The sequence below is a fragment of the Litorimonas sp. RW-G-Af-16 genome (assembly GCF_048319245.1).
In the GTDB taxonomy this organism is placed as follows: domain Bacteria; phylum Pseudomonadota; class Alphaproteobacteria; order Caulobacterales; family Maricaulaceae; genus Litorimonas.
The window spans coordinates 1,347,684-1,368,025 of record NZ_CP166993.1 but is presented as its reverse complement, the minus strand read 5'-3'; the positions used below and the strand labels follow the sequence as shown (position 1 = coordinate 1,368,025).

Annotated in this window: 21 protein-coding genes; 12 read left to right on the top strand and 9 right to left on the bottom strand. The window is 53.9% G+C overall.

The features are described 5' to 3' along the window. The first annotated feature begins 6 nt into the window (after positions 1 to 6). The 9 genes from ftsA to AB8615_RS06855 all read left to right on the top strand — a co-directional run bounded on the left by ftsA (position 7) and on the right by AB8615_RS06855 (position 9,531). Complete coding sequence (ftsA, locus tag AB8615_RS06895) at positions 7 to 789, top strand: cell division protein FtsA (protein WP_418151970.1); 783 nt, start codon at positions 7 to 9, stop codon at positions 787 to 789. Then, positions 767 to 1,279 (top strand): cell division FtsA domain-containing protein, encoded by a 513-nt coding sequence (locus AB8615_RS06890; protein ID WP_418151968.1) that lies wholly within the window; start codon positions 767 to 769, stop codon positions 1,277 to 1,279. The genes ftsA and AB8615_RS06890 overlap by 23 nt, the downstream gene beginning before the upstream one ends. 130 nt (positions 1,280 to 1,409) lie before the next feature. Then, positions 1,410 to 2,876, top strand: a complete 1,467-nt coding sequence (ftsZ, locus tag AB8615_RS06885; RefSeq protein WP_418151967.1) for a cell division protein FtsZ — start codon at positions 1,410 to 1,412, stop codon at positions 2,874 to 2,876. A 176-nt stretch (positions 2,877 to 3,052) separates the two neighbouring features. After that, positions 3,053 to 3,970, top strand: a complete 918-nt coding sequence (gene lpxC, locus AB8615_RS06880; RefSeq protein ID WP_409431887.1) for a UDP-3-O-acyl-N-acetylglucosamine deacetylase — start codon at positions 3,053 to 3,055, stop codon at positions 3,968 to 3,970. Between the two features lie 146 nt (positions 3,971 to 4,116). Then, positions 4,117 to 4,959, top strand: coding sequence for an outer membrane protein assembly factor BamD (locus AB8615_RS06875; RefSeq protein WP_418151964.1), 843 nt, complete (start codon positions 4,117 to 4,119; stop codon positions 4,957 to 4,959). Positions 4,960 to 4,965: 6 nt separating this feature from the next. Continuing rightward, a complete protein-coding gene (locus AB8615_RS06870; RefSeq protein WP_418151962.1) occupies positions 4,966 to 5,145 on the top strand; it encodes an AAA family ATPase in 180 nt (59 codons plus the stop codon). Next, positions 5,081 to 6,643 carry a DNA repair protein RecN gene (locus tag AB8615_RS06865; protein ID WP_418151960.1) on the top strand — a complete coding sequence of 521 codons (1,563 nt, stop codon included), beginning with the start codon at positions 5,081 to 5,083 and terminating at the stop codon, positions 6,641 to 6,643. Before AB8615_RS06870 ends, AB8615_RS06865 begins: the two co-directional genes overlap by 65 nt. Further along, positions 6,640 to 8,691, top strand: coding sequence for an NAD-dependent DNA ligase LigA (gene ligA, locus AB8615_RS06860; protein WP_418151959.1), 2,052 nt, complete (start codon positions 6,640 to 6,642; stop codon positions 8,689 to 8,691). The genes AB8615_RS06865 and ligA overlap by 4 nt, the downstream gene beginning before the upstream one ends. After that, positions 8,692 to 9,531 carry a hypothetical protein gene (locus tag AB8615_RS06855; protein WP_409431883.1) on the top strand — a complete coding sequence of 280 codons (840 nt, stop codon included), beginning with the start codon at positions 8,692 to 8,694 and terminating at the stop codon, positions 9,529 to 9,531. On the opposite strand, the gene AB8615_RS06850 is transcribed toward AB8615_RS06855, so the two are convergent. Together AB8615_RS06850 and AB8615_RS06845 are read right to left on the bottom strand one after the other, a co-directional pair. Continuing rightward, positions 9,528 to 9,785: a putative quinol monooxygenase gene (locus AB8615_RS06850; protein WP_409431882.1), complete on the bottom strand. Its 258-nt coding sequence runs from the start codon at positions 9,783 to 9,785 to the stop codon at positions 9,528 to 9,530. The genes AB8615_RS06855 and AB8615_RS06850 overlap by 4 nt on opposite strands. A gap of 4 nt (positions 9,786 to 9,789) precedes the next feature. Next, positions 9,790 to 11,619 carry an aminopeptidase P family protein gene (locus AB8615_RS06845; RefSeq protein WP_409431881.1) on the bottom strand — a complete coding sequence of 610 codons (1,830 nt, stop codon included), beginning with the start codon at positions 11,617 to 11,619 and terminating at the stop codon, positions 9,790 to 9,792. A 233-nt stretch (positions 11,620 to 11,852) separates the two neighbouring features. Here AB8615_RS06845 and AB8615_RS06840 point away from each other — a divergent pair, with 233 nt between their 5' ends. After that, positions 11,853 to 12,011: a hypothetical protein gene (locus AB8615_RS06840; RefSeq protein WP_418151956.1), complete on the top strand. Its 159-nt coding sequence runs from the start codon at positions 11,853 to 11,855 to the stop codon at positions 12,009 to 12,011. 48 nt (positions 12,012 to 12,059) lie between these two features. Here the strand turns inward: AB8615_RS06840 and AB8615_RS06835 are convergent, their stop codons facing one another. From AB8615_RS06835 to AB8615_RS06825, 3 genes are read right to left on the bottom strand one after another with little or no spacing between them, the layout of a single operon-like run. Further along, positions 12,060 to 12,941: a 50S ribosomal protein L11 methyltransferase gene (locus tag AB8615_RS06835; RefSeq protein WP_409431879.1), complete on the bottom strand. Its 882-nt coding sequence runs from the start codon at positions 12,939 to 12,941 to the stop codon at positions 12,060 to 12,062. Then, complete coding sequence (locus tag AB8615_RS06830) at positions 12,938 to 14,398, bottom strand: hypothetical protein (RefSeq protein WP_409431878.1); 1,461 nt, start codon at positions 14,396 to 14,398, stop codon at positions 12,938 to 12,940. Before AB8615_RS06830 ends, AB8615_RS06835 begins: the two co-directional genes overlap by 4 nt. Then, the gene (locus tag AB8615_RS06825; protein WP_418151953.1) at positions 14,395 to 16,752 is read right to left on the bottom strand and encodes an ATP-dependent helicase; all 2,358 of its coding nucleotides are present in this window, start codon (positions 16,750 to 16,752) and stop codon (positions 14,395 to 14,397) included. The genes AB8615_RS06830 and AB8615_RS06825 overlap by 4 nt, the downstream gene beginning before the upstream one ends. A gap of 109 nt (positions 16,753 to 16,861) precedes the next feature. Here AB8615_RS06825 and AB8615_RS06820 point away from each other — a divergent pair, with 109 nt between their 5' ends. After that, the gene (locus AB8615_RS06820) at positions 16,862 to 17,086 is read left to right on the top strand and encodes a hypothetical protein (protein WP_409431876.1); all 225 of its coding nucleotides are present in this window, start codon (positions 16,862 to 16,864) and stop codon (positions 17,084 to 17,086) included. A gap of 4 nt (positions 17,087 to 17,090) precedes the next feature. Here AB8615_RS06820 and AB8615_RS06815 read toward each other — a convergent pair whose 3' ends face one another. Continuing rightward, positions 17,091 to 17,543: an acyl-CoA thioesterase gene (locus tag AB8615_RS06815; protein ID WP_409431875.1), complete on the bottom strand. Its 453-nt coding sequence runs from the start codon at positions 17,541 to 17,543 to the stop codon at positions 17,091 to 17,093. A gap of 223 nt (positions 17,544 to 17,766) precedes the next feature. Here AB8615_RS06815 and AB8615_RS06810 point away from each other — a divergent pair, with 223 nt between their 5' ends. Then, complete coding sequence (locus AB8615_RS06810; RefSeq protein ID WP_409431874.1) at positions 17,767 to 18,516, top strand: hypothetical protein; 750 nt, start codon at positions 17,767 to 17,769, stop codon at positions 18,514 to 18,516. On the opposite strand, the gene AB8615_RS06805 is transcribed toward AB8615_RS06810, so the two are convergent. The 3 genes from AB8615_RS06805 to fumC are packed head-to-tail and all read right to left on the bottom strand — an operon-like array spanning position 18,513 to position 20,320. Further along, positions 18,513 to 18,728, bottom strand: coding sequence for a ribbon-helix-helix domain-containing protein (locus AB8615_RS06805; protein ID WP_409431873.1), 216 nt, complete (start codon positions 18,726 to 18,728; stop codon positions 18,513 to 18,515). The two genes, AB8615_RS06810 and AB8615_RS06805, sit on opposite strands and share 4 nt — an antisense overlap. Then, complete coding sequence (locus AB8615_RS06800) at positions 18,721 to 18,915, bottom strand: DUF4169 family protein (RefSeq protein WP_409431872.1); 195 nt, start codon at positions 18,913 to 18,915, stop codon at positions 18,721 to 18,723. The genes AB8615_RS06805 and AB8615_RS06800 overlap by 8 nt, the downstream gene beginning before the upstream one ends. Positions 18,916 to 18,928: 13 nt before the next feature. Beyond that, positions 18,929 to 20,320, bottom strand: a complete 1,392-nt coding sequence (gene fumC, locus AB8615_RS06795) for a class II fumarate hydratase (RefSeq protein ID WP_409431871.1) — start codon at positions 20,318 to 20,320, stop codon at positions 18,929 to 18,931. Positions 20,321 to 20,342 lie beyond the last annotated feature (22 nt).

Here is a 20,342-nt window from a genome sequence, read left to right as displayed (position 1 = left end):
CGCCATATGTTAACGGGGGTGACATCACGAAAGCCTGAAACAGTGGCCGTCCTCGACATCGGTTCGAGTAAGACAGTGTGCCTGATCGGTCGCGAAGAGCCAGGTCTGGGTGTGCGCTTAATCGGCTCAGGATTTGGTGTCAGTGCGGGCCTGAAAGGCGGCGCGGTTATTGACCTCGAGGCGGCAGAATCGGGTATTCGCACAGCGGTTGAGAAAGCCGAAAAGGCGGCTGGTGTGACCGTGCAAGACGTCTTCGTCAATGTCGCGCTACGCTCCATGCACTCGACCCATATGAATGTGCAGACAGAATTTGCGAGCGGCGCGGTGGCGGATCGCGATCTCAAACGTGTCCTGAATTCCTCGCTGTCAGAACTGGCGCAGCCTGATCACGCCATTCTCCACGCGATCCCGCTCACATGGCAAGTCGATGATGAAGACGGGATCAAGGATCCGCGTGGCATGTTTGGGCAGCAACTCGGCGTGCAGATGCACTTTGTGCTGGGCGGCATAGGTCCGCTGCGAAATCTCGCGCATTGTATCGAGCGATGTCATCTGAATATCCGCTCTGTAACGGCATCGCCCTATGCGGCGGGTATGGCTGTGCTGACCGAAGATGAGCGCGATTTGGGTGTGACATTGATTGATCTTGGCTCTGGCATCACTTCCGCAGCTGTCTTCCGCGACAATGCATTGGTGCATGTCGATGCGTTAGGTGTTGGCGGGCGGAATGTGACGACAGATTTGGCGCGCGGCCTCTCGACCCCCTTTGAGGCGGCTCGAACGGATTAAGACGATTTACGGCTCTTGCCTCCACGGTGCGGATGATGAATTCGTCTCTGTCCCGTGTCCACCCATCGCCGCGCAGGACGAGTTGCACCACGAGCCGCGCTCCGTCGTAACAAAAATCGTTCGCTCGCGCATGGAAGAGACGTTCGAGCTTTTGCGGGACCGCATCTACAAAGCGGGGCTTGAGAATTATTCGGGACGGCAAATCGTGCTAACGGGCGGCGGCGCAAGGTTGAACGGTGTGCGAGAATTGGCCGAATTGGTTTTGTCGAAACGAGTCCGAATCGGACAACCCCACGGCGTGTTCGGATTGTCTGATGTATTAGGGCAGCCCGACTTTGCTGTTGCCACAGGACTTCTAAAACAAGCATTTGAGCATACGGACGAGGCGATTGACGGGCCGCCAGATTTATCAGGACGCGCCTATCGCGAACAACGCTATTCCGGGAATGCGCTGGGGCGCTCGCTGCAATGGTTGCGAGAAAACTTCTAAAGCCGTCATTTCCAACGGATGTGAAAATTTAATCTAAAATCTCCATTATTAACGACTTGGTTAATCACCCTTTAAGAGTTTTCGCCGACTTTGATTCATAAATCATTGACCATAAAAATCGGGTGTCACCATGCCAATCAATCTATCCTTGCCAAAGTCTGTTGAACTCAAGCCACGGATCGTCGTTATCGGCGTCGGTGGTGCAGGGGGGAATGCGGTCAATAATATGATCGCCGCTGGTTTAGACGGCGTTGAATTTGTGGTTGCCAACACAGACGCGCAAGCGCTAGCATTATCGTCATCGGAACGCCGCGTCCAAATGGGCAGTGCGATCACACAAGGTCTTGGCGCTGGCATGCGTCCCGAAGTTGGTGAGCAGTCTGCCGAAGAAAACCTTGCTGAAATTATGGAGCATCTGGACGGGGCACATATGCTTTTCGTCGCGGCTGGCATGGGCGGCGGTACAGGCACAGGTGCGGCCCCAGTCATCGCTCGCGCAGCCCGCGAACGCGGTATTTTGACAGTTGGTATCGTCACAAAGCCATTCATGTTTGAAGGCTCACGCCGCATGAAGTTGGCAGAGCAAGGTATTGAAAACCTTTACTCTTGTGTCGACACAATGATTACAATCCCGAACCAAAACCTCTTCCGTGTTGCGACAGAACAGACGACAATGGCAGATGCGTTTTCCATGGCCGATGAGGTGCTGTATTCAGGTGTTCGCGGCGTGACAGATTTGATGGTCGTGCCTGGTTTGATCAATCTTGATTTTAATGACGTCCGCACTGTGATGGACGAAATGGGCAAAGCAATGATGGGTATGGGCGAAGCCACTGGCGAACGCCGCGCTGTTGAAGCTGCCGAAGCCGCTATTAATAACCCATTGCTGGACGATGTATCTCTCAAGGGGGCCAAGGGCGTTTTGATCAATATCACAGGCGGTCGCGACCTGACACTTTACGAAGTTGACGAAGCCGCGAGCCTAATACGCTCACAAGTCGACGAAGACGCCAATATCATTGTTGGCTCCGCGCTGGATAATGACTTAGATGGAATCATTCGCGTGTCAGTTGTCGCGACAGGCGTTGATGCGGCTGTCCGCGCTGAAATTAAGCCGCAGCCGTTTTCGCAGACAACGGCCTCTGAAAACGTCGTTGAACTTGGCGTGCATGAGCGGGCTGCCGAGGCGGCGCAACGCGCGGAAGCCGAAGCGCGCGCCGCATTCGATGCCTACGAATTTGAGCAAGAGGCTGAGCCTGTTGCGATGAACGCTCCGCCTGTTGTGCAAACGCCTCCGCCTTATGTTGCGCCGAAGCCTTACCCGCCGCAAGTGCAAGCGCCGCAACAAACGCAAGCGCCGCAACCCGAAGCGCGTTCTGCTCCGGCTCCCGCACCTGCGCCCGCTATTCCAGAGCCAGCGAAAGAACCTGCTGCGCGCAATCCGTTCGGTTTCTTTGGTCGTCGTAAGGCCAAGCCTGCACCCGCACCGCAGGTCGCCCGTACGCAGCAAAAGCAGGTCGCCTCTGGTGATTTGTTTGGTGATGACATGGAAGACGAACTCGAAATTCCAAGCTTTCTGCGACGTCAAAATCGCTAGATAAATTACTGAATTATATCATTAATTAGGCCCGTTCACTTTGTGAGGCGGGCCTTTTTTATGACCGTCATCTGTCCGCCACATTACCTATTCATCAGGAAGTGTAACAGACTGACACTGAGCGTTTCTTGCAACTCAAAAGGTCATGAGTAGTTTAGTTGTTGAGGAAATCTATTGTGGCCAATGTAAAACGACAATCTACGCTAAGAGCGCCAGCCGTCTGCGCTGGGATTGAACTGCATGGCGGTAACCACACACGCATGGTCATGCACCCTGCGCCTATCGGCTATGGCCTGCGCTTTGTGCGGACGGATGTAATAGATCGGAATAACCAAATCATAGTACGTCCCGATGCAGTAACGGGCGTTAAAAATTGCACGACACTCGCCAATGCTGCGGGTGTTGAAGTGGCAACGATTGAGCATTTAATGGCGGCATTATCTGCTGCGGGGATTGATAATCTTCGCATCGATATTGACGGACGAGAACTGCCTGCGTTGGACGGATCATCGGAGCCTTTCCTGAAATTGATTGAGCAAGTCGGGGTTGAGCGCCAAGAGGCACCGCGTCGCTATGTTAAGGTTATCAAGCCCGTCGAAGTCCGCTCTGGCGATGCTTTCGCCCGGATTGAACCATGCGAGCGTCTTGAATTAGATGTGTCGATTGAATTTCCTGACGCTGCCATTGGGTTTCAACAGGTGGAAGTTGTACCCGATGTACGTGGTTTTCGTGATCGCCTCGCATCGGCTCGCACATTTGCGCGTTTGCACGAAGTTGCAGCTCTGCAAGCGGCAGGGCTATCAAAAGGCGGATCATATGATAATGCCGTCGTTGTAGACGGTGCCGATGTTCTTAATCCCGGCGGTTTGCGATTTGAGGATGAATTTGTGCGCCACAAGGCGTTAGATCTTTTGGGGGATCTCTATCTTGGCGGACCGATTTTAGGTCGCGTGACGACACAAAAATCTGGGCATGGACTAAATCATGACCTCCTCATGGCGCTTTACGGTGATCCAGAGGCTTGGGTCTTTACGTCTATGCCAAGCGGAGACACGCCGCATGACATCACGCCCGAACTGCAAGTCGCGGAGTAGCTGTTAATTCGACCTGCAGACTAACTTTTTTCTCACTTTGCCTTTAGCTGTGATTGGTCTACAAGCCTGTCGAGTTATGGCATGCGCCATAAGAATCGATTTCTAGCGGGTTTTTTATGTCTCCGAAGCCAAATTTGCGTCAAATCATGTCGCGTTCCATGCGTGCCTTAGCGATACTGGGCCTTGCGGTAGCCGTGACAGGCTGCTCTGTTCTAGGCGGCGGTGATAAAAAAGAGAAGCTGGCCTATGTCGAACGCCCCGCTGAACTAATTTACAATCAAGCGGTTGACCGCATGGATCAAGGCGATTGGAAACGCGCGAACCTATTTTTCCAAGAGGTAGAACGGCAGCATCCATTCTCTAAATGGGCGCGTCGCTCTATGTTGATGAGCGCATACGCGTCTTACCGCTCGACTGATTATGACGAGAGCATTGCAACTGCGCAGCGCTTTATTGGTCTGCATCCCGGCAATGACAGTACGCCATACGCCTATTACTTGATTGCGATTAATTATTACGACCAAATCTATGATGTGGGTCGGGACCAAGCGACGACAGTGAACGCTGAAAACGCGTTGCAACAAGTGGTTCGCCGCTATCCAGATAGTGATTATGCGCGGGATGCTCGCCTAAAACTCGAACTGACTCACGATCATTTAGCAGGTAAAGAGATGAGCATTGGTCGTTATTATCTCAAGGAAAATCAACAACTTGCGGCCATTGGTAGATTTAAAAATGTTATCAAAAACTACGAGACAACCTCCCAAACCGAAGAAGCTTTGCACCGCTTAGTCGAGAGTTATGTGTCGCTGGGCATTATCAACGAGGCGAAGCTTGTTGGCTCCGTTTTGGGTTATAACTATCCTGATAGTGAATGGTATGAAGACAGCTACAAACTACTGTCTAATTATGGGGTGGATTTGAACGAGGAAGTGGCGAAGCCGCGAGATCGCGGATATTGGTCGCGCCTCAAAGAGCGTATTCTTTAAGCCGCCATGTTAATAGGGCTATCCGTTCGCAACGTCGTTCTGATTGAAAAACTGGACCTTGAATTCGCGCAAGGCCTAACAGCCCTGACAGGCGAGACGGGGGCGGGTAAGTCGATCTTGCTTGACGCGCTCGGCATGGCGACAGGCGCGCGGTCTGACCGAGGCTTGGTGCGGAGCCGGGACTGACAAAGCGCAATGTTCCGCCACTTTCACGCTAGAGCCTCATAATCCTGTTTGGGCCAAGCTAGCGGAACAAGACATTGAATCTGACCCGCTGGAAGGCTTAACCCTACGCCGTACAGTCGGCACAGATGGGCGCAGCCGCGCCTTCATCAATGACAGTCCCGTCAGTGTGAAATTACTATCAGATATCGGCGCAACTTTGCTGGAAGTTCACGGGCAGCATGACGGGCGTGGTTTGCTTGATCCCTTAACCCATATTGATATGCTAGACCAGTTCGGTGGGTATACAAAATTATTAGCAGATTGTGCCGAGGCGTATGCCGCGCGGCGGACAACTCAAAAAGAGCTAGACGCGCTTCTGACCTTGCAGGCCAAAGCCTCCGAGGATCGGGAGTTTTTAGAACACGCCATTGCAGAACTTGATCGCCTCGATCCTCGCGCAGGGGAAGAGGAAACCCTCGCGGCGGAGCGCAAATTTCTGCAGGGCGCGGAGGGGGCTTTGTCAGAGTTGGAAGCTGCGCAAGACGCGCTCGGTGAGGACGGCGCTTTCGAGCAACGTCTGTCATCCGCCCTCGCGGGGATCGAACGCCTGCGTCATAAATTTGGGGAAGGTGATGCGGCCGCTAGCAAATCCTTGACCTCTGCTGCTGAGGCACTGGAGCGGGCTTTACTCGAGACGCAAGAGGCGCGAGACGCGGTCGACAAAGCGGCACAGACTTTTGATGTGGAACCGGGACGCTTAGACGAGACGGAGAAGCGGCTCTTTGCACTGAAGGCTGCAGCGCGGAAATATGACTGCGATGTCGCGACGTTGATCGAGCGACGGGCAAGTTTTGCAGCAGAGATCGCTGCGATTGAGACTGTCGAAATGGATATTTCCGTAACCCGCAAAAGGGCTGAGGTTGCAAAGCTTGCTTATGATAAATCCGCGAGTGCTTTGACCAAAGCTCGCCAAAAAGCGGCGAAGACTCTGGACGCATCGACGGCGAAAGAACTGCCCCCGCTAAAAATGGAACGCGCACAATTCGTCACAGATATTAGCCCGTCACCAGAAAGCTATCGCGGGGTAGACGATGTGCGGTTCAAGGTTTCGACCAACCCCGGCACGCCGCTTGGTCCACTAGAAAAAATAGCGTCTGGCGGAGAATTAGCGCGTTTTGCTCTAGCGATTAAGGTCGCGCTAGCGGCACAAAACCAAGCCGTCATGGTTTTTGATGAGGTCGATCAAGGTGTCGGCGGTGCCGTTGCGGATGCGGTTGGCAAGCGCTTGGCCCGCCTCGCGGATGCGGCGCAGGTCTTCGTGGTGACGCACAGCCCGCAAGTCGCCGCCAGCGCCCATCACCAATTTCGGATCGAGAAAAGCTCCACAGGCGAGACAACAACAACCCACGTCCACGCCATCGCCGCCGATGCGCGCGAGGAGGAAATCGCTCGTATGTTGGCGGGCGAAACTATCACATCTGAGGCGAGGGCGGCTGCACGTCAGTTGATGGCGTCGTGAGTGACGCAGATATTAAAAAGCGTCTGAAATACCTCATTCAAGAGATCAGGTCCGCCGATGCGCTCTATTATCAAGACGATAATCCAGCCTTATCAGACGCAGAATATGATGCGTTGAGGACTGAATTACGTGAGTTGGAAGCGGCTCACCCGCACCTCATGTCTAAAGACAGCCCAACACAATCTGTTGGTGCCAAGCCCTCTGGCAAATTTGGCAAAATCGCGCACACGGTTGCCATGCTCTCCCTCGATAACGCATTTACAGATGACGATGTGGTAGAGTTTGTCGCGCGGGTCAGACGATTTCTCAACTTGCCAGATGATGCGCCTATGGCCTTTACGGCGGAGCCTAAGATCGACGGTCTGTCGGCGGCGCTGCGCTACGTGAATGGTCAACTGGTCAGCGGGGCGACGCGTGGGGACGGGAAGGTCGGCGAGGACGTGACGGCCAATCTGCGCACTGTAGACAACATCCCCAAAACGCTCACAGGTTCTGGCTGGCCAGATGTGTTGGAAGTCCGCGGGGAGGTCTATATCGACCATGCCGATTTTGATACAATGAACGAGGCCCAACTCGCGGCCGGCAAAGACGCCTATAAAAACCCTCGCAACGCAGCGGCGGGCAGTCTGCGCCAGATTGACCCCAACGTCACTGCCAGCCGCCCGCTCAAGTTTTTCGCCTATACATGGGGCGAGGTTTCAGCCGACATCAGCGATACGCAAATGGGAGCTGTCGAGCGGTTTTCTGATTGGGGTTTCGCGACAAATGCAGAAATGAAATGTCACGCAACGCCCGCCCAGATGATCGCGCATTATCACGAAATTGAGGCGAAACGCGCGGCGCTTGGCTACGACATTGACGGGGTGGTGTATAAAGTCAACGATCTGGAACTGCAGGCGCGCCTTGGCTTCGTCTCGCGCGCGCCACGCTGGGCGATTGCACATAAATTCCCCGCCGAAAAAGCGATAACCACACTAGAGGCGATCGATGTGCAGGTCGGCCGAACGGGCGCGTTGACCCCTGTCGCGCGCCTGACTCCGATCACGGTGGGCGGTGTTGTCGTCTCTAACGCTACGCTCCACAATGAAGACGAGATAAACCGACTGAAAGTGCGCGTGGGCGATAGCGTGGAAATCCAACGCGCAGGCGACGTGATCCCGCAAGTCCTTCGCGTAGTCGGCGATACGAGCGGCCGCACCAGTGACTACCACCTCCCACATGAATGCCCCGTCTGCGGCGCGGAGGCGGTGCGGGATGTGGACGAGAAAACAGGCCGTGTCGATGTTGTGCGCCGTTATACCAATGGCCTGAGTTGTCCCGCCCAAGCGATTGAAAGTCTTAAGCATTTCGTGTCACGCCGCGCCCTTGATATTGACGGCTTGGGAGCAAAACAGATCGAGCTGTTTTACGAAAAAGCTTGGATTAAAGAGCCTGCAGATATTTTCACCCTCAATTTTGATGCGATTGCACAGCTAGAGGGCTTTGGCGAAACGTCAGCTACCAACCTACGAGAGGCCATCAATGCGCGTCGAGAGATTGACTTCGATCGCTTCCTTTATGCGCTCGGAATCCGACATATCGGGCAGGGTAATGCGAGCCTGATCGCAAAGCATTACCTGACTTGGCATAAATTTGAAGCGGCGATGGAGTCCGCGAAAATTGGAACCGATGCCTACGCCGAATTGATGAGCATTGACGGTGTCGGGCCTGGCCAAGTCGATGCGTTGCTTGGATTTTTTGGGTCGGAGAATAATCGCGCGATCGTCGTGCGTTTATTGATGCAGATCACAGTTAAAGATGCCGAGGTCCCTGCCTCTAACAGCCCCATAACTGGCAAAACAGTCGTGTTTACAGGGAAGCTTGAGCGGTTTTCTCGGGATGAGGCGAAGGCGCGGGCGCAGTCTTTGGGGGCGAAAGTGTCTGGGAGTGTGTCGGCGAAGACGGACATTTTGGTGGCGGGGCCAGGGGCGGGGTCGAAGCTGAAAAAGGCGACAGAGCTTGGCGTGAAAACTCTGACCGAGGATGAATGGTTGCAACTCATTGGGTGAATGATGACGCGGTGGACGCAGACTTTGGGTGGCTGGACATTGGGCATTTTGGTCGCCCTTGCACTCATGTCCTGTGCGTCATATCCAAGATGGCACGTGATTGATGATTTTGAGGCGTCACCCACACTGCAAGGCTGGACCAATATAGACGCCCAAAACGAGACTGTGCCTTATATCCCAAACCCCCAAATCTCAAAGATTTACGCCGCAGAGGGGAACCGTTATATGCTGCGAAAACCTGCGGCCAATGGTGTAGTGGGTAACCGCAAAGCCTTAGGGTTTAAGGCGCTACCAAAGCCAATTCCCTTCGGTTCGCAGGCAACATTATATGCGCGGTTTAATGTTGAAGCCTTTCCGAACAACCAATCCTTTGGACTATCCGGCTCGCCGCCATCTGACATTCCCGTCTTGGCTTATGACGCTTTCGAGCCGATGATACGCGTCACGGATAAGGCCGAGAGCGATGGGACGCGCAATAATGGCACGCTGATGGTATCGACGGGCCATAAGAGCTATGCGCGAATTCAGACCCCTCTGACGGGGGAAGACGCCGCGCCACTTACGCCAGACAGGTGGTATGAGGTGTGGGCCGTGATTGACAACGCCGCAGCGGAGCAAGGTGGGCAGAGCTTTGATCTGTTTATGAAGGGCGGTGAATTTGAAACCCAGACACAAGTGTTCGCAGGTGCGGCTTTTTGGTTGAGAAATGAGGCGGCTCTGACGCATTTTATCGCGATTTCTAACACTGGTCCAACCAACGCGCCCTACGGAAATGGCGGAGTCCGATATGATGATCTTTATCTGTCAGACGGCCGTAATTTGACGATGCCGAAGCGCTAGTAACTGCGCTTGATATTGCGCGAAATCTTGGCCCATTCGGATCGGTTGGCGCGTTTGATATGCGCTTTATAGGCGGCCTCGTCATCAAAGGCTTCATTGACGATATATCGCCCCAGAATGGTCGGATGTGGTTTGACGCTAAAGAAATGACAGCCCGGCTCCGCGAGTGTGAGGCGTGTATGCTCGGGCAGGCCTTTGGCAAATGCGGCGCGATCAGCCTCTGGCACATCGGCATATCCTGATACGGTAAACATCGGACTAGATCGGCGCGCAGGCGGCCTTGAGCCAGTCCCGCACGTCGCCGTCAACCAGGTCGCTCACAGTCTCCCAGACTTGGGCATGGTAGGTGTTGAGGTAGTCCCGTTCTGACAAGGATAGCAAATCAACCTCGACCAAGGCGCGGTGAATCGGCGCCCAAGTCAGGTTCTTAAAGCCGAGCATTTTGCGCTCGCCGCCGACGTCCTCTGGGGGCGTGACGTATTGGAGGTTCTCGATACGGATGCCGTATTCGCCGGTTTTATAATAGCCAGGCTCGTTTGACACGATCATGCCAGGGCGCAGAGCGACGTTATTGGGCGCTTTGGAAATACGCTGCGGGCCTTCGTGAACGCCGAGGAAGACGCCGACGCCGTGCCCTGTGCCGTGATCGTAATCCAGCCCCGCTTGCCAGAGCGGGTGTCGCGCGAGGGCATCTAGGGCCGAGCCTGTCGTGCCTTCGGGGAAGCGCACAGTGGCTAGCGCGATGTGGCCTTTCAGGACCAGCGTAAACCGCTCCCGCATTTCTTGCGTTGGCTCGCCAATAGGCACAGTGCGGGTGACGTCTGTCGTGCCGTCATCATATTGACCGCCGCTATCGATTAGGAAAAGGCTGCCTTTTTCGAGGCGCAGATTGGTATCTTGGTTCACGCGGTAATGCACAACGGCCCCGTTAGAGCCTGCACCAGAAATACTCTCAAAGCTAAGGTCGCGGAGTTGTTTGGTCGTATGACGGAACAATTCCAGCTGTGTGGCGGCCTCGATCTCGTCAACCTCGCCAGACTGCGCGGTTGTGTCGAGCCAGTGGAGGAATTGCACAAGAGCGCCCGCATCGCGAATATGAGCCGCGGTCGTGCCAGCGATTTCTGCTGCGTTCTTGCACGCTTTGGGCAGGGCCACGGGGTCTTGAGCGGCCTTAACGGTCGCGCCTGCAGATTTGAGCGCCGTGAAGTAATATGCAGAGGACGTATTAGGGTCGGCGATGACGGTCTGACCTTTGAGGGCCGCCAGGGCTGCACCAATTTCGCCCTCGGCTTTAATCGCGACTTCATTGCCCAAATGCGCTTGCACCTCCGGTGTTAGTTTTTCGGGAGCGACAAAAAAATCGACTTTGCCGTGTTTATCAATGATGGCTGTTGAAAGCGGCAGGGGGGTGCATTGGACATCGCCGCCGCGAATGTTGAGGAGCCACGCAATAGAGGCGGGCGCAGTGATCAGGGCTGCATCTGCGCCTTGATCCGCGATAGATTTTGCGATCTCTGCGCGTTTATCAGCGTGGGACTTTCCCGCAAATTTTAGGGGTTGCACACGGATAGGGGTTAAGGGTTGCGGCGGACGGTCATTCCACGCAACGTCAATCGGGTTCGTGGCGAGGGCGCGCAATTCGGCACCGCGCAACGCAACTGCGGCCTCTAATTTTTGTAAGCCAGAGGGGCTGTGCAGGCGCGGGTCATATCCGTAAATCTCTCCAGTTTCGGCATGCGCTCTCAGCCAGCTTTCCATATGACTGCCCTGCGCCATGGCTTCGAAGGAGAACAAAGCGTCGTCCACTTGCTGCGCGGCTTGTAATGTGTAGCGCCCATCGACGAACATCACGGCGTCGTGCAAGCGCACAATCGCGGCCCCTGCAGATCCCGTAAACCCGCTCACCCACATCAGGCGCTCATTGCAATCGGGGAGGTATTCATTCTGATATTCATCCTCATGCGGTACAAGGAACCCGCTCAGCCCTAGCTCTGCTAACTGCGCGCGCAGTTTCGGCAAGTTCCGCCGACCAAAGTCAGGCCCACCTTTGACATCATAGGTCTGGAACAGCGAAATATCTTGTTGCATGGGAGCCTCTTTCACAGCGATTATCCTCCTTGATGTAGGAGCGCGGGCGACGTTAGGCCAGAGCAAAGATACGAAAATTCTCTATACGTTCCGAGAGTCTTAAGAGAGTCTTTCCAATGCCTTGCAATTTTGCATAGCTCACAATGCGCAACTGACGGTTCAGTTTTCCAGCGAAATTGACCATATCGGGGCCATCAGGAAAACATTCTTGAACACGATAAATGGAGACGAAAATGACGACCGTATTTAAAGGGTCTGAGTTTGTAACACTAACTGGTCAATCTACGGCAGGAACACAGCGTGTTTCTGGTGCCCCGCAGACAGCTGGTACAACAAATATTATCGGCCGCCGCAATTTGCGTCGCGACCGTCGCGCCGTTCGCGCGATCTAAGCTGATTATACAGAATGATGAAAACCCGGCCTTTGTTGTCGGGTTTTTTTATGCGGGTTTCACACCTAGTAGCGACGTCCAACCGGAGAGCGTAGGTTGCGGCGTGATCGTCAGACCTTGTGCCTCAAAAGTGGCGCTGACCTCTGGCCATAACTCGTCCAATATGCCTGACAAAATAACTTTCCCATTAGGGGCGAGGGCGCGCGCAATATCGGGTGCGAGGCCCATGAGCGGGCCGGCGAGGATGTTGGCAAAGATTAGGTCAAATTGCTGATCGCGCAAAACGGGCGCATTGAACCCGTCTGCTATATGTGCATCAATCAAGCCTGCCACACCTGCTACGTCTGCATTTTGTTGTGTGACCATCACTGCGTCAGGATCAATGTCGGTGGCTAGCACAGCGCGTCCGAACGCTTTGGCGGCAGCGATCGCAAGGATACCCGCCCCACATCCGAGGTCTAAAACACGCTTAGGGTTTTCTTCCGCTGAGATCATATTGTCCAGCATCAGCAGACAGCCCTTGGTCGTGCCGTGGTGGCCCGTGCCAAAGGCCAAGCCAGCCTCAATACGAACGGTGTAGGGCGCGTCGTCGGGGATTTTATCCGCGTCGTGCTGTCCGTAAATAAAGAACCGCCCCGCGCGGACAGGCGGCAGACCCGATTGCGACAAGCTCACCCAGTCTTCATCAGGAAGTTGAGTGATAAAGCGTTCGACCTCATCGCCCAGCGATAAATTGGCGAGCGCGGCCTCTGCGGCTGCCTCGGTGTCAAACAAGGCTTGCACATGCATCGTGCCTGGGCCGTCTTCAAATATAGATACCGCTAGTGCGCCCGCTTCATCTTCAAATCCCAACTGGTCTGATAATTCAAATGCGAGATCATTATGGGTGTGAATGAACAGGCCATACGGTTGAAAGTTAGCTTGCGTCATTTTTGCGGCCTCTTGCTACGCTCTGGCGTGACGCGACAGCCGTCAAATTTCGGCTTTTTCCCGTCCGCCCCGCACAGGATGTATTCCATGACTTCAGGCTGCCGAACATGCCCGTTATGCGCAAATAAAGGATCGACGAATTGATTGACCAGAGGGATCATGGCGGGTGCAAATTCGACCCGCATATCAATGATGTTAAACCCTAAAAGGTCGACGATATATTCGCGGTCATCCGCATCGCCGATATTGATTGTATTCCTCTGAGACTGTTGTGATTTGCGGTATAGCTGCTCGTAAAACGGGACCAGCTCATAGGTCAAAAAGTCGTTGATTTCGGAAAACGCGACAATGGTAGGGCGCTGGTTGTCTGAATAGTCAGAGCGTCTAAACGGCTCGCCTTCACCCAAGTCTGATAGGCTCAACAGCGGGATTTGGTTGGCCAGCATAAAGACCTGTGTGCCTCGGATGATGCTGTCATGGACGGTGTCTTTGCCGTCGGTCATGGCGTCTCGCATGATGTCATAGGCAACTTTTGAACCGAGGGACTCTGTGACGAAGGCAAAGGGATCAACGTCAATGGAGGTGCGCGACGCTGTGCTGCAGATCGTCTCGAAGTCAACAGCTGGGCCTTGGTCTTTCAGGGAATATCCCGCGGCATCCAAGGCGGCGGAACACATGGCACCGCGCGTTGCATTGCGAATTTCTGCCCCCGCTGGCCCCAAATACATCACGGCGTCAGAGAATCCGAAATTAACAAGCTTGTCTTTGAGGGTTCGATTGACGCTGCGCCGCAGAGAGGCTGGCAGGCTTTCCGCATCCAATCCGTCGTCTTGGCCGACAAATGCAACTTGCAAACTATCCCAGAAAATCTCGTCCCAGAAGACGCGGTAAATCACATACTCCAAGTCATCTTTGACCTTTAACACCTGACGATCCATGCAGGCGAGGCGATCCAAACTCAGGCTGCTGCCGGGAAGGGTTTGGTATATTTTTGGATTTTTTTGTTTGATGTAAATATGGTTTTCGAGCTGGACGTTTTCATCCGTTTGGTCCCGTCCGCAAAGAGAACTGACGGCTTTTTCGTCTGTTTCCAGATTATAGGCTTTCGCCAGACCCTGAATAAAATTATTCGCAAGCGGCGCATTTTCACGATTTTCGACCCAGCCAATACCGTGCAAAAACATGATGTTAACCCGTTCGACAGAGCGTAGTGGGTTGCTCACGCTATCAATAATCGCTTCGCCGGATGTCGCGCTTTTAACTTTGATTGTTCCGTCTAGATCATCAAAAGGCTTCACGACCCGTTCACGCTTCGCCAGAGATTCTAGGCCGCTAAATTGACCTTTACCCGCAGATTTTGACGCAAGTGAGTTAATCTCCAAGACTTGAAATTTCGTACTCGCACAGCCGCTCAAGATGATGGCGAGTAAGCACAATATCGCGGCCCGAAACATCATACTGCCTCCACAAATCCATCGAGAACTTTTTTCTCGCCAGCCTTCTCAAAACTGACTGTCAGCTTGGTCCCGTCCGCAGATTTTATTCTACCATAGCCAAATTTTTGGTGGAAAATACGCTGGCCTATTTCAAAATTAGCGCCTTTATTTTTCGCAGGACGTTTGACGGCGTGGCCTTCAATTTCTCTGGGCGCACGTCCAAAATTCGTGTCGCGATTGGCTTTAAAGCGCTGCCAGCCTGGGGAGTTGTAATTTCCGCGCGCCTCTTCAAAGCTACCTGCAAAGTTCTGCGCCACGCGGTCTGCGACTTTATTGCTATCATAATAGCCTGTTTCGCTCTCGGCTTCGACGTGTTGGGGCGGGAGTTCGTCGACGAAACGAGACGGGAGGGAGGATTGCCAGCTGCCGTAAACTTGTCGATTGGCAGCGAAGTAAATCTTGGCATTCTCCCGCGCGCGTGTGATCCCGACATAGGCGAGGCGACGTTCCTCCTCCAGCCCGACCAGCCCATTTTCGTCCATCGATTTCTGGCTCGGAAACATGCCTTCTTCCCAGCCTGGCAGGAAGACCAGCGGGAATTCAAGACCCTTGGCAGAGTGCAGGGTCATCAGGCTGATTTCGTCTTCTTGTGGGCCTTTCTCCACATCCATCACGAGGCTGACATGTTCAAGATAGGCGTCGAGCGTTTCAAACTCCGCCATAGCTTGGATCAACTCTTTAAGGTTTTCGAGGCGTGTGCCAGATTTCGCGTCTTTATTATCGCGCCAATATTGCGTGTAGCCGCTCTCGTCCAAAATACGTTCGGCGAGTTCTGTGTGTTTGACATTGGGCATGTCGGCGCGCCAACGGTCCACGTCCATGAGGAAAGCGCGTAGGGCCGTGCGGGCCTTGCCGCGAATTTCGTCAGTCTTGATCAATTCGCGTGTCGCGTTTTCAAGGCTCATGCCCATCACTCGCGCGGCTGTCTGTAGCTTTTGTATTGTTGTTGCGCCGATCCCGCGCTTGGGCGTATTCACAATCCGCTCAAACGCAAGATCGTCTGTATTGGATTTCAGCACCCGCAGATAACCATGCGCGTCGCGAATTTCGAGGCGTTCGAAGAAACGTGGCCCGCCGATCACGCGGTAGGGCAGACCGAGCTGAATAAAGCGCTCCTCAAAGCTCCGCATCTGACGAGAGGCCCGCACGAGGATCGCAACGTCGTTATAGCTGCGCCCGCTACTCCGCCAACTCTCAATTTCGTCTGATATAATTCGGGCTTCGGCAGGCGCGTCCCATACACCTGTCACAGTCACTTTGTGACCGCCTGAGTCTTCGGTCCAAAGCGTTTTGCCAAGGCGGTCTTGGTTGGCCGTGATTAGCCCTGACGCTGCGCCTAGAATGTGTTCTGTCGAGCGGTAATTACGCTCCAGCTTGACGACTTTCGCGCCGGGGAAATCTTTCTCAAAGCGCAGAATGTTATCAACTTCCGCCCCGCGCCAACCATAGATCGACTGATCATCATCGCCCACAACACAAATATTCTGCGACCCTTGAGCCAGCAGTCGCAGCCAGAGATATTGGCAGACATTCGTGTCCTGATACTCATCCACGAGGAGATAGCGGAATTTCGCATGGTAGCGTTTGAGAACATCTGGATGCTCCAGAAACAGCGTCAAATTATGCAGCAGCAGATCGCCAAAGTCACAGGCGTTCAAGACCTTTAAGCGCTCCTGATATGTCTTATACAACTCCTGCCCTTTGCCGTCCGCAAATTTGAACGAATCCTTGTGGGTCAGCTTATCGGGTGTCAGGCCTTTATTCTTCCAATTATCAATCAAGCTAGCGAGGTAGCGCCCCGTCCAGCGCTTCTCGTCAATATCCGCGGCTTTGATAATCTGCTTGAGAAGGCGGATTTGGTCATCTGTGTCGAGGATTGTGAAGCTACTCTTGAGGCCTACCAACTCTGCATGGATACGCAGGATTTTGGCAGCAATCGAGTGAAATGTCCCAAGCCACGGTAGACCTTCGACCGCGCCGCCGATGAGGTCGCCCACGCGGTGGCGCATTTCGCGGGCGGCTTTGTTGGTAAACGTCACGGACAAAATCTGGCTTGGATAAGCCATTTTATTCTCAAGAATATGCGCGAGGCGACAGGTGAGCACGCGCGTTTTCCCTGTGCCAGCCCCCGCCAATACCAGCAATGGCCCTTCGGTGGTCAGTATGGCATCGCGTTGTTCGGGATTTAAGCCGTTGAGATAATCCCCCGCTTGCATAGCGCGCCCATCTCTCGGCGCAGACGGCATGGCTTGCTCACTGATCGAGCGGCGCTCTGGTCGCGGCGGGGCAGGTCTGAACGAATCGGGGTTAGACATTTTAAGAACATAAAGACAACACGCCCGATTTGCTAGGGCAGGTGCGGCATAAATAAGCGCGGCATAACTACATCTTAATTTCGCCGTGAAATTGTGCTATGGATTTTGAATGAAACTTATTTATGCGCTTTTGATAACAGCGACTTTATCGACCGCCGCCACGGCGCAGGATAAGCCAACTGACACCGCGCCAAAACCCGACACACCTCCCGCTGAACAGTCACAAAAGTCGAAAACGCCAGAGCCATTCGATGTGGATGAGATGTTTCGTCGCGGTGAAGAAAAAGCCAAAGATGGAGGCCGTTGCAGACCCCCGCCGAAGCCTAGCGTGTAGGCGCTTAGGCCGTTTGCGACACAATCCGCAGGGGATTGTCTTGGTCCGCTGTTTTCATATCAAGTTTTGTCGGGACGGGGGGCTTGCCCGCAAATTGCGCCAGCGCATGCCGCACGGGTTTGCCACTCGCATTCAGCGACACAAAAGTCACTTTGTCGATTTTGATGATGTCGCGTTTCTCCGTCATCGTGCGGACGTGACAGCGCACGGATAAAAACGTCCGTCCGATCTCTGCCGTTTCCACTCCAATTTCTAAAACTTCGCCGTTTGTGGCGGGGGAGATAAAGTTGATCTCGCTCATATATTTCGTGATGATATGCGTGTGTTTCATCTGACACGCGCAATAAATTCCACATTCCTCGTCAATCCAACTCAGCAATCGCCCGCCAAATAGCGTGCCGCGACAGTTCAAATCTTCGGGCTTAATCAGTTTCCGTGTGCGATACTTAAATGGCATGTTCGTCTCTATTCCGCCCCACCAGCGATTAATCTGGCATAATAGCGCGCGATGTTTAGGCAATATTCGTGACGCTCTTGTGATGGTTTCATCAGGTTTTGATTAAATCTTGTGCTGCTCGCGGACGCCTTTGCTGATTTTCGAGCCGCTTTCGCGTGACAGGTGTCTGGCCTTGCCATGTGGGCTGATGCGTTGCACGGTGCTTTTATAAAGGGAGGAATCTATGATCATTATCAAACGTTTTTTCATTGCAATGCTGTTGAGTGCACTGGCTGCGCCAGCCCTCTATGCGCAGGTGGGCGCGATGGACGAGATTGTGGTCACCGCCACGCGCCTCGCGGTCGAGTCGCCGCCCAGCGTTTATTACACTCGCAAAGGCGACTTCTTACTGCTGGAAGTTAACATCGAAAGCGATGCGCGAGACCTGGCTGAGCGCCTAACGGAGCTTGAAGAGACGATTGACGAATTTGTGGCCGCTGCAAAAAAGGATGAAGATATCTCCTTGTCCTTTATTGATGAGGGCGATTTCGTGCGTCCGCTCACCTCCGTTGTTTATGAAGACGCCATAGGATTTGGCAGTCGGCCCGACACGTCCGTCGCGCGGGTTCAAGTGAAAACCCCAATTCCGGATGATGTCGCGGACGCTTTTGGTTTGTCTCGCAAGCTTGTGACCTTCGTCGATGATATGGAAGAGACAGGGCGCGTGACGATTTCCAATAACGGCGAAGTGACGATTTCGGTCGTCAATCCGGCGCAGTATCGCAAAGATGTCGTGAAAATTATCACGGATGATGTGAACGCGGTCACTGGCGCGTTAGGGCCGGAATATCGCGTGATTTTAGAAGGGCTTGATCAACCGATGGAGAGCTTTCGTAGCGGCGATCTTAGCCTCTCATTCTATCTGCCGTATGAATATATTGTGATCCCGGATACGCTGCACAGCTTCCGCCTTGAATTGCCAGAAGATTATTAGTTGCGCTGTACCTGTTTAAGCGCCCAAACTCGTAGGTAACTCGCGAGGTTTTGATCGGGGCCGCCCGTGACGCGTTGGTCGTCTAGGTCACTGATGAAGCGCGCGAAGCTCTTGCCGCTGGCGGTGACGTGGGCGTCAATTACATCCCAAAATTCAGCTTCTAGCGCCAATGATGTTTGATGGCCGTGGAGCGAGATAGAGCGCTTAATCATCGTCTTTTTCGGGGGTCAGCTTATGTCCGTCCAAGTTTGCCTGCAGCTTTTCTGCCAGCGCCTTCTTGAGCTCCTTCGCGGACTTCTTTTGCCCAAACCGTGTCCGATTGATAGCCGCCTTTTTCTCCTTCGCCTTCCGCGCGAGGGACTTCTTGGCCTTGCCAAATTTGATAATGTTATCAGTCATTTGGCTTTAATACCTATCGCGGTTTTATCATCAATTCGGGGCGGACGACTTTATCGAATTCTTTTTCTGTGACAAAGCCGAGGCGCACAGCCTCTTCGCGTAGGGTTGTGCCATTTTTATGCGCGGTCTTGGCAACTTTGGTTGCGTTGTCATAACCGATGGTCGGGGCGAGCGCGGTCACGAGCATGAGGGAGCGGCCGAGCAGGTCTGCGATGCGGTCTTCATTGGCTTTAATGCCAACGACGCATTTATCCGTAAATGCGGTGCAACTATCGGAAAGCAGTTGAATAGACTGCATCATGTTATAGGCCATGACGGGTTTATAGACGTTCAGTTCGAAATGCCCTTGGCTGCCGGCCATAGACATTGTCGTGTTATTGCCCATGACTTGCGTGCAGACCATGGTGAGGGCTTCGCACTGTGTCGGGTTGACTTTGCCAGGCATGATAGAGCTACCAGGTTCGTTCTCGGGCAGGGACAATTCGCCAAGGCCAGAGCGTGGTCCAGAGCCGAGGAAGCGAATGTCATTGGCAATCTTAAAGAGGCTCGCCGCAACCGTGTTGAGCGCACCATGGGCCGACACGAAGGCGTCATGTGCGGCGAGGGCTTCAAATTTGTTAGGCGCCGTTTTGAACGGGAGTTTGGTATAAGCGGCGACTTCTTCGGCGAAAGCTTTGGCGAATCCTGGCTTGGCATTGAGGCCCGTGCCAACGGCTGTGCCGCCTTGGGCGAGGGGGTATAGCTCTTTGAGGCCGCGTTCTACGCGTTTGATGCCCAGATCAAGCTGCGCGACATAGCCTGAAAATTCTTGCCCCAGCGTGATGGGCGTGGCGTCTTGTGTGTGTGTGCGTCCGATCTTGATGATCTTTTTGAACTCTTGTGATTTGTCATTCAGCGCATTGCGAAGGTGTTGCAGCGCAGGCAGGAGGGAATGGTTGATTTCCTCGGCTGCGGCAATGTGCATGGCGGTTGGGAAGGTATCATTAGATGACTGGCTGCGATTGACGTGGTCATTGGGATGCACAGGGTCTTTGGATCCGATTACGCCGCCCATAATCTCGATCGCGCGGTTCGAGATAACCTCATTCGTGTTCATATTGGATTGCGTGCCTGACCCAGTCTGCCAGACGGAGAGGGGGAAGTGGTCGTTTAGCTTGCCCTCGGCCACCTCTGACGCTGCCGCGACGATGGCTTTGCAAGTCTTTGCGTCAAGGTTCTTCGCCTTTTTATTCGCCAGCGCCGCCGAGCGCTTGATAATCCCGAGCGCACGAATGATGGCGGGCGACATGGTCTCGACACCGATGGGAAAGTTGATCAGCGAGCGCGCCGTCTGCGCGCCGTAATATTTGTCAGCCGGAACTTTCAGCGGGCCGAAGCTATCGGTCTCTGTGCGGGTTTGGGTCATGGATTATCTCTATTTAGGTGAG

Coding starts and splice junctions, on each gene's coding strand:
- AB8615_RS06820 (WP_409431876.1), top strand. CDS start 16,862: ATGAAACTTATTTATGCGCTTTTGATAACAGCGACTTTATCGACCGCC.
- AB8615_RS06875 (WP_418151964.1), top strand. CDS start 4,117: ATGTCGCGTTCCATGCGTGCCTTAGCGATACTGGGCCTTGCGGTAGCC.
- AB8615_RS06855 (WP_409431883.1), top strand. CDS start 8,692: ATGATGACGCGGTGGACGCAGACTTTGGGTGGCTGGACATTGGGCATT.
- ftsZ (WP_418151967.1), top strand. CDS start 1,410: ATGCCAATCAATCTATCCTTGCCAAAGTCTGTTGAACTCAAGCCACGG.
- AB8615_RS06810 (WP_409431874.1), top strand. CDS start 17,767: ATGATCATTATCAAACGTTTTTTCATTGCAATGCTGTTGAGTGCACTG.
- fumC (WP_409431871.1), bottom strand. CDS start 20,320: ATGACCCAAACCCGCACAGAGACCGATAGCTTCGGCCCGCTGAAAGTT.
- AB8615_RS06840 (WP_418151956.1), top strand. CDS start 11,853: ATGACGACCGTATTTAAAGGGTCTGAGTTTGTAACACTAACTGGTCAA.
- AB8615_RS06850 (WP_409431882.1), bottom strand. CDS start 9,785: ATGTTTACCGTATCAGGATATGCCGATGTGCCAGAGGCTGATCGCGCC.
- AB8615_RS06825 (WP_418151953.1), bottom strand. CDS start 16,752: ATGTCTAACCCCGATTCGTTCAGACCTGCCCCGCCGCGACCAGAGCGC.
- ftsA (WP_418151970.1), top strand. CDS start 7: ATGTTAACGGGGGTGACATCACGAAAGCCTGAAACAGTGGCCGTCCTC.
- AB8615_RS06845 (WP_409431881.1), bottom strand. CDS start 11,619: ATGCAACAAGATATTTCGCTGTTCCAGACCTATGATGTCAAAGGTGGG.
- AB8615_RS06800 (WP_409431872.1), bottom strand. CDS start 18,915: ATGACTGATAACATTATCAAATTTGGCAAGGCCAAGAAGTCCCTCGCG.
- AB8615_RS06815 (WP_409431875.1), bottom strand. CDS start 17,543: ATGCCATTTAAGTATCGCACACGGAAACTGATTAAGCCCGAAGATTTG.
- AB8615_RS06805 (WP_409431873.1), bottom strand. CDS start 18,728: ATGATTAAGCGCTCTATCTCGCTCCACGGCCATCAAACATCATTGGCG.
- AB8615_RS06830 (WP_409431878.1), bottom strand. CDS start 14,398: ATGATGTTTCGGGCCGCGATATTGTGCTTACTCGCCATCATCTTGAGC.
- AB8615_RS06835 (WP_409431879.1), bottom strand. CDS start 12,941: ATGACGCAAGCTAACTTTCAACCGTATGGCCTGTTCATTCACACCCAT.
- AB8615_RS06870 (WP_418151962.1), top strand. CDS start 4,966: ATGTTAATAGGGCTATCCGTTCGCAACGTCGTTCTGATTGAAAAACTG.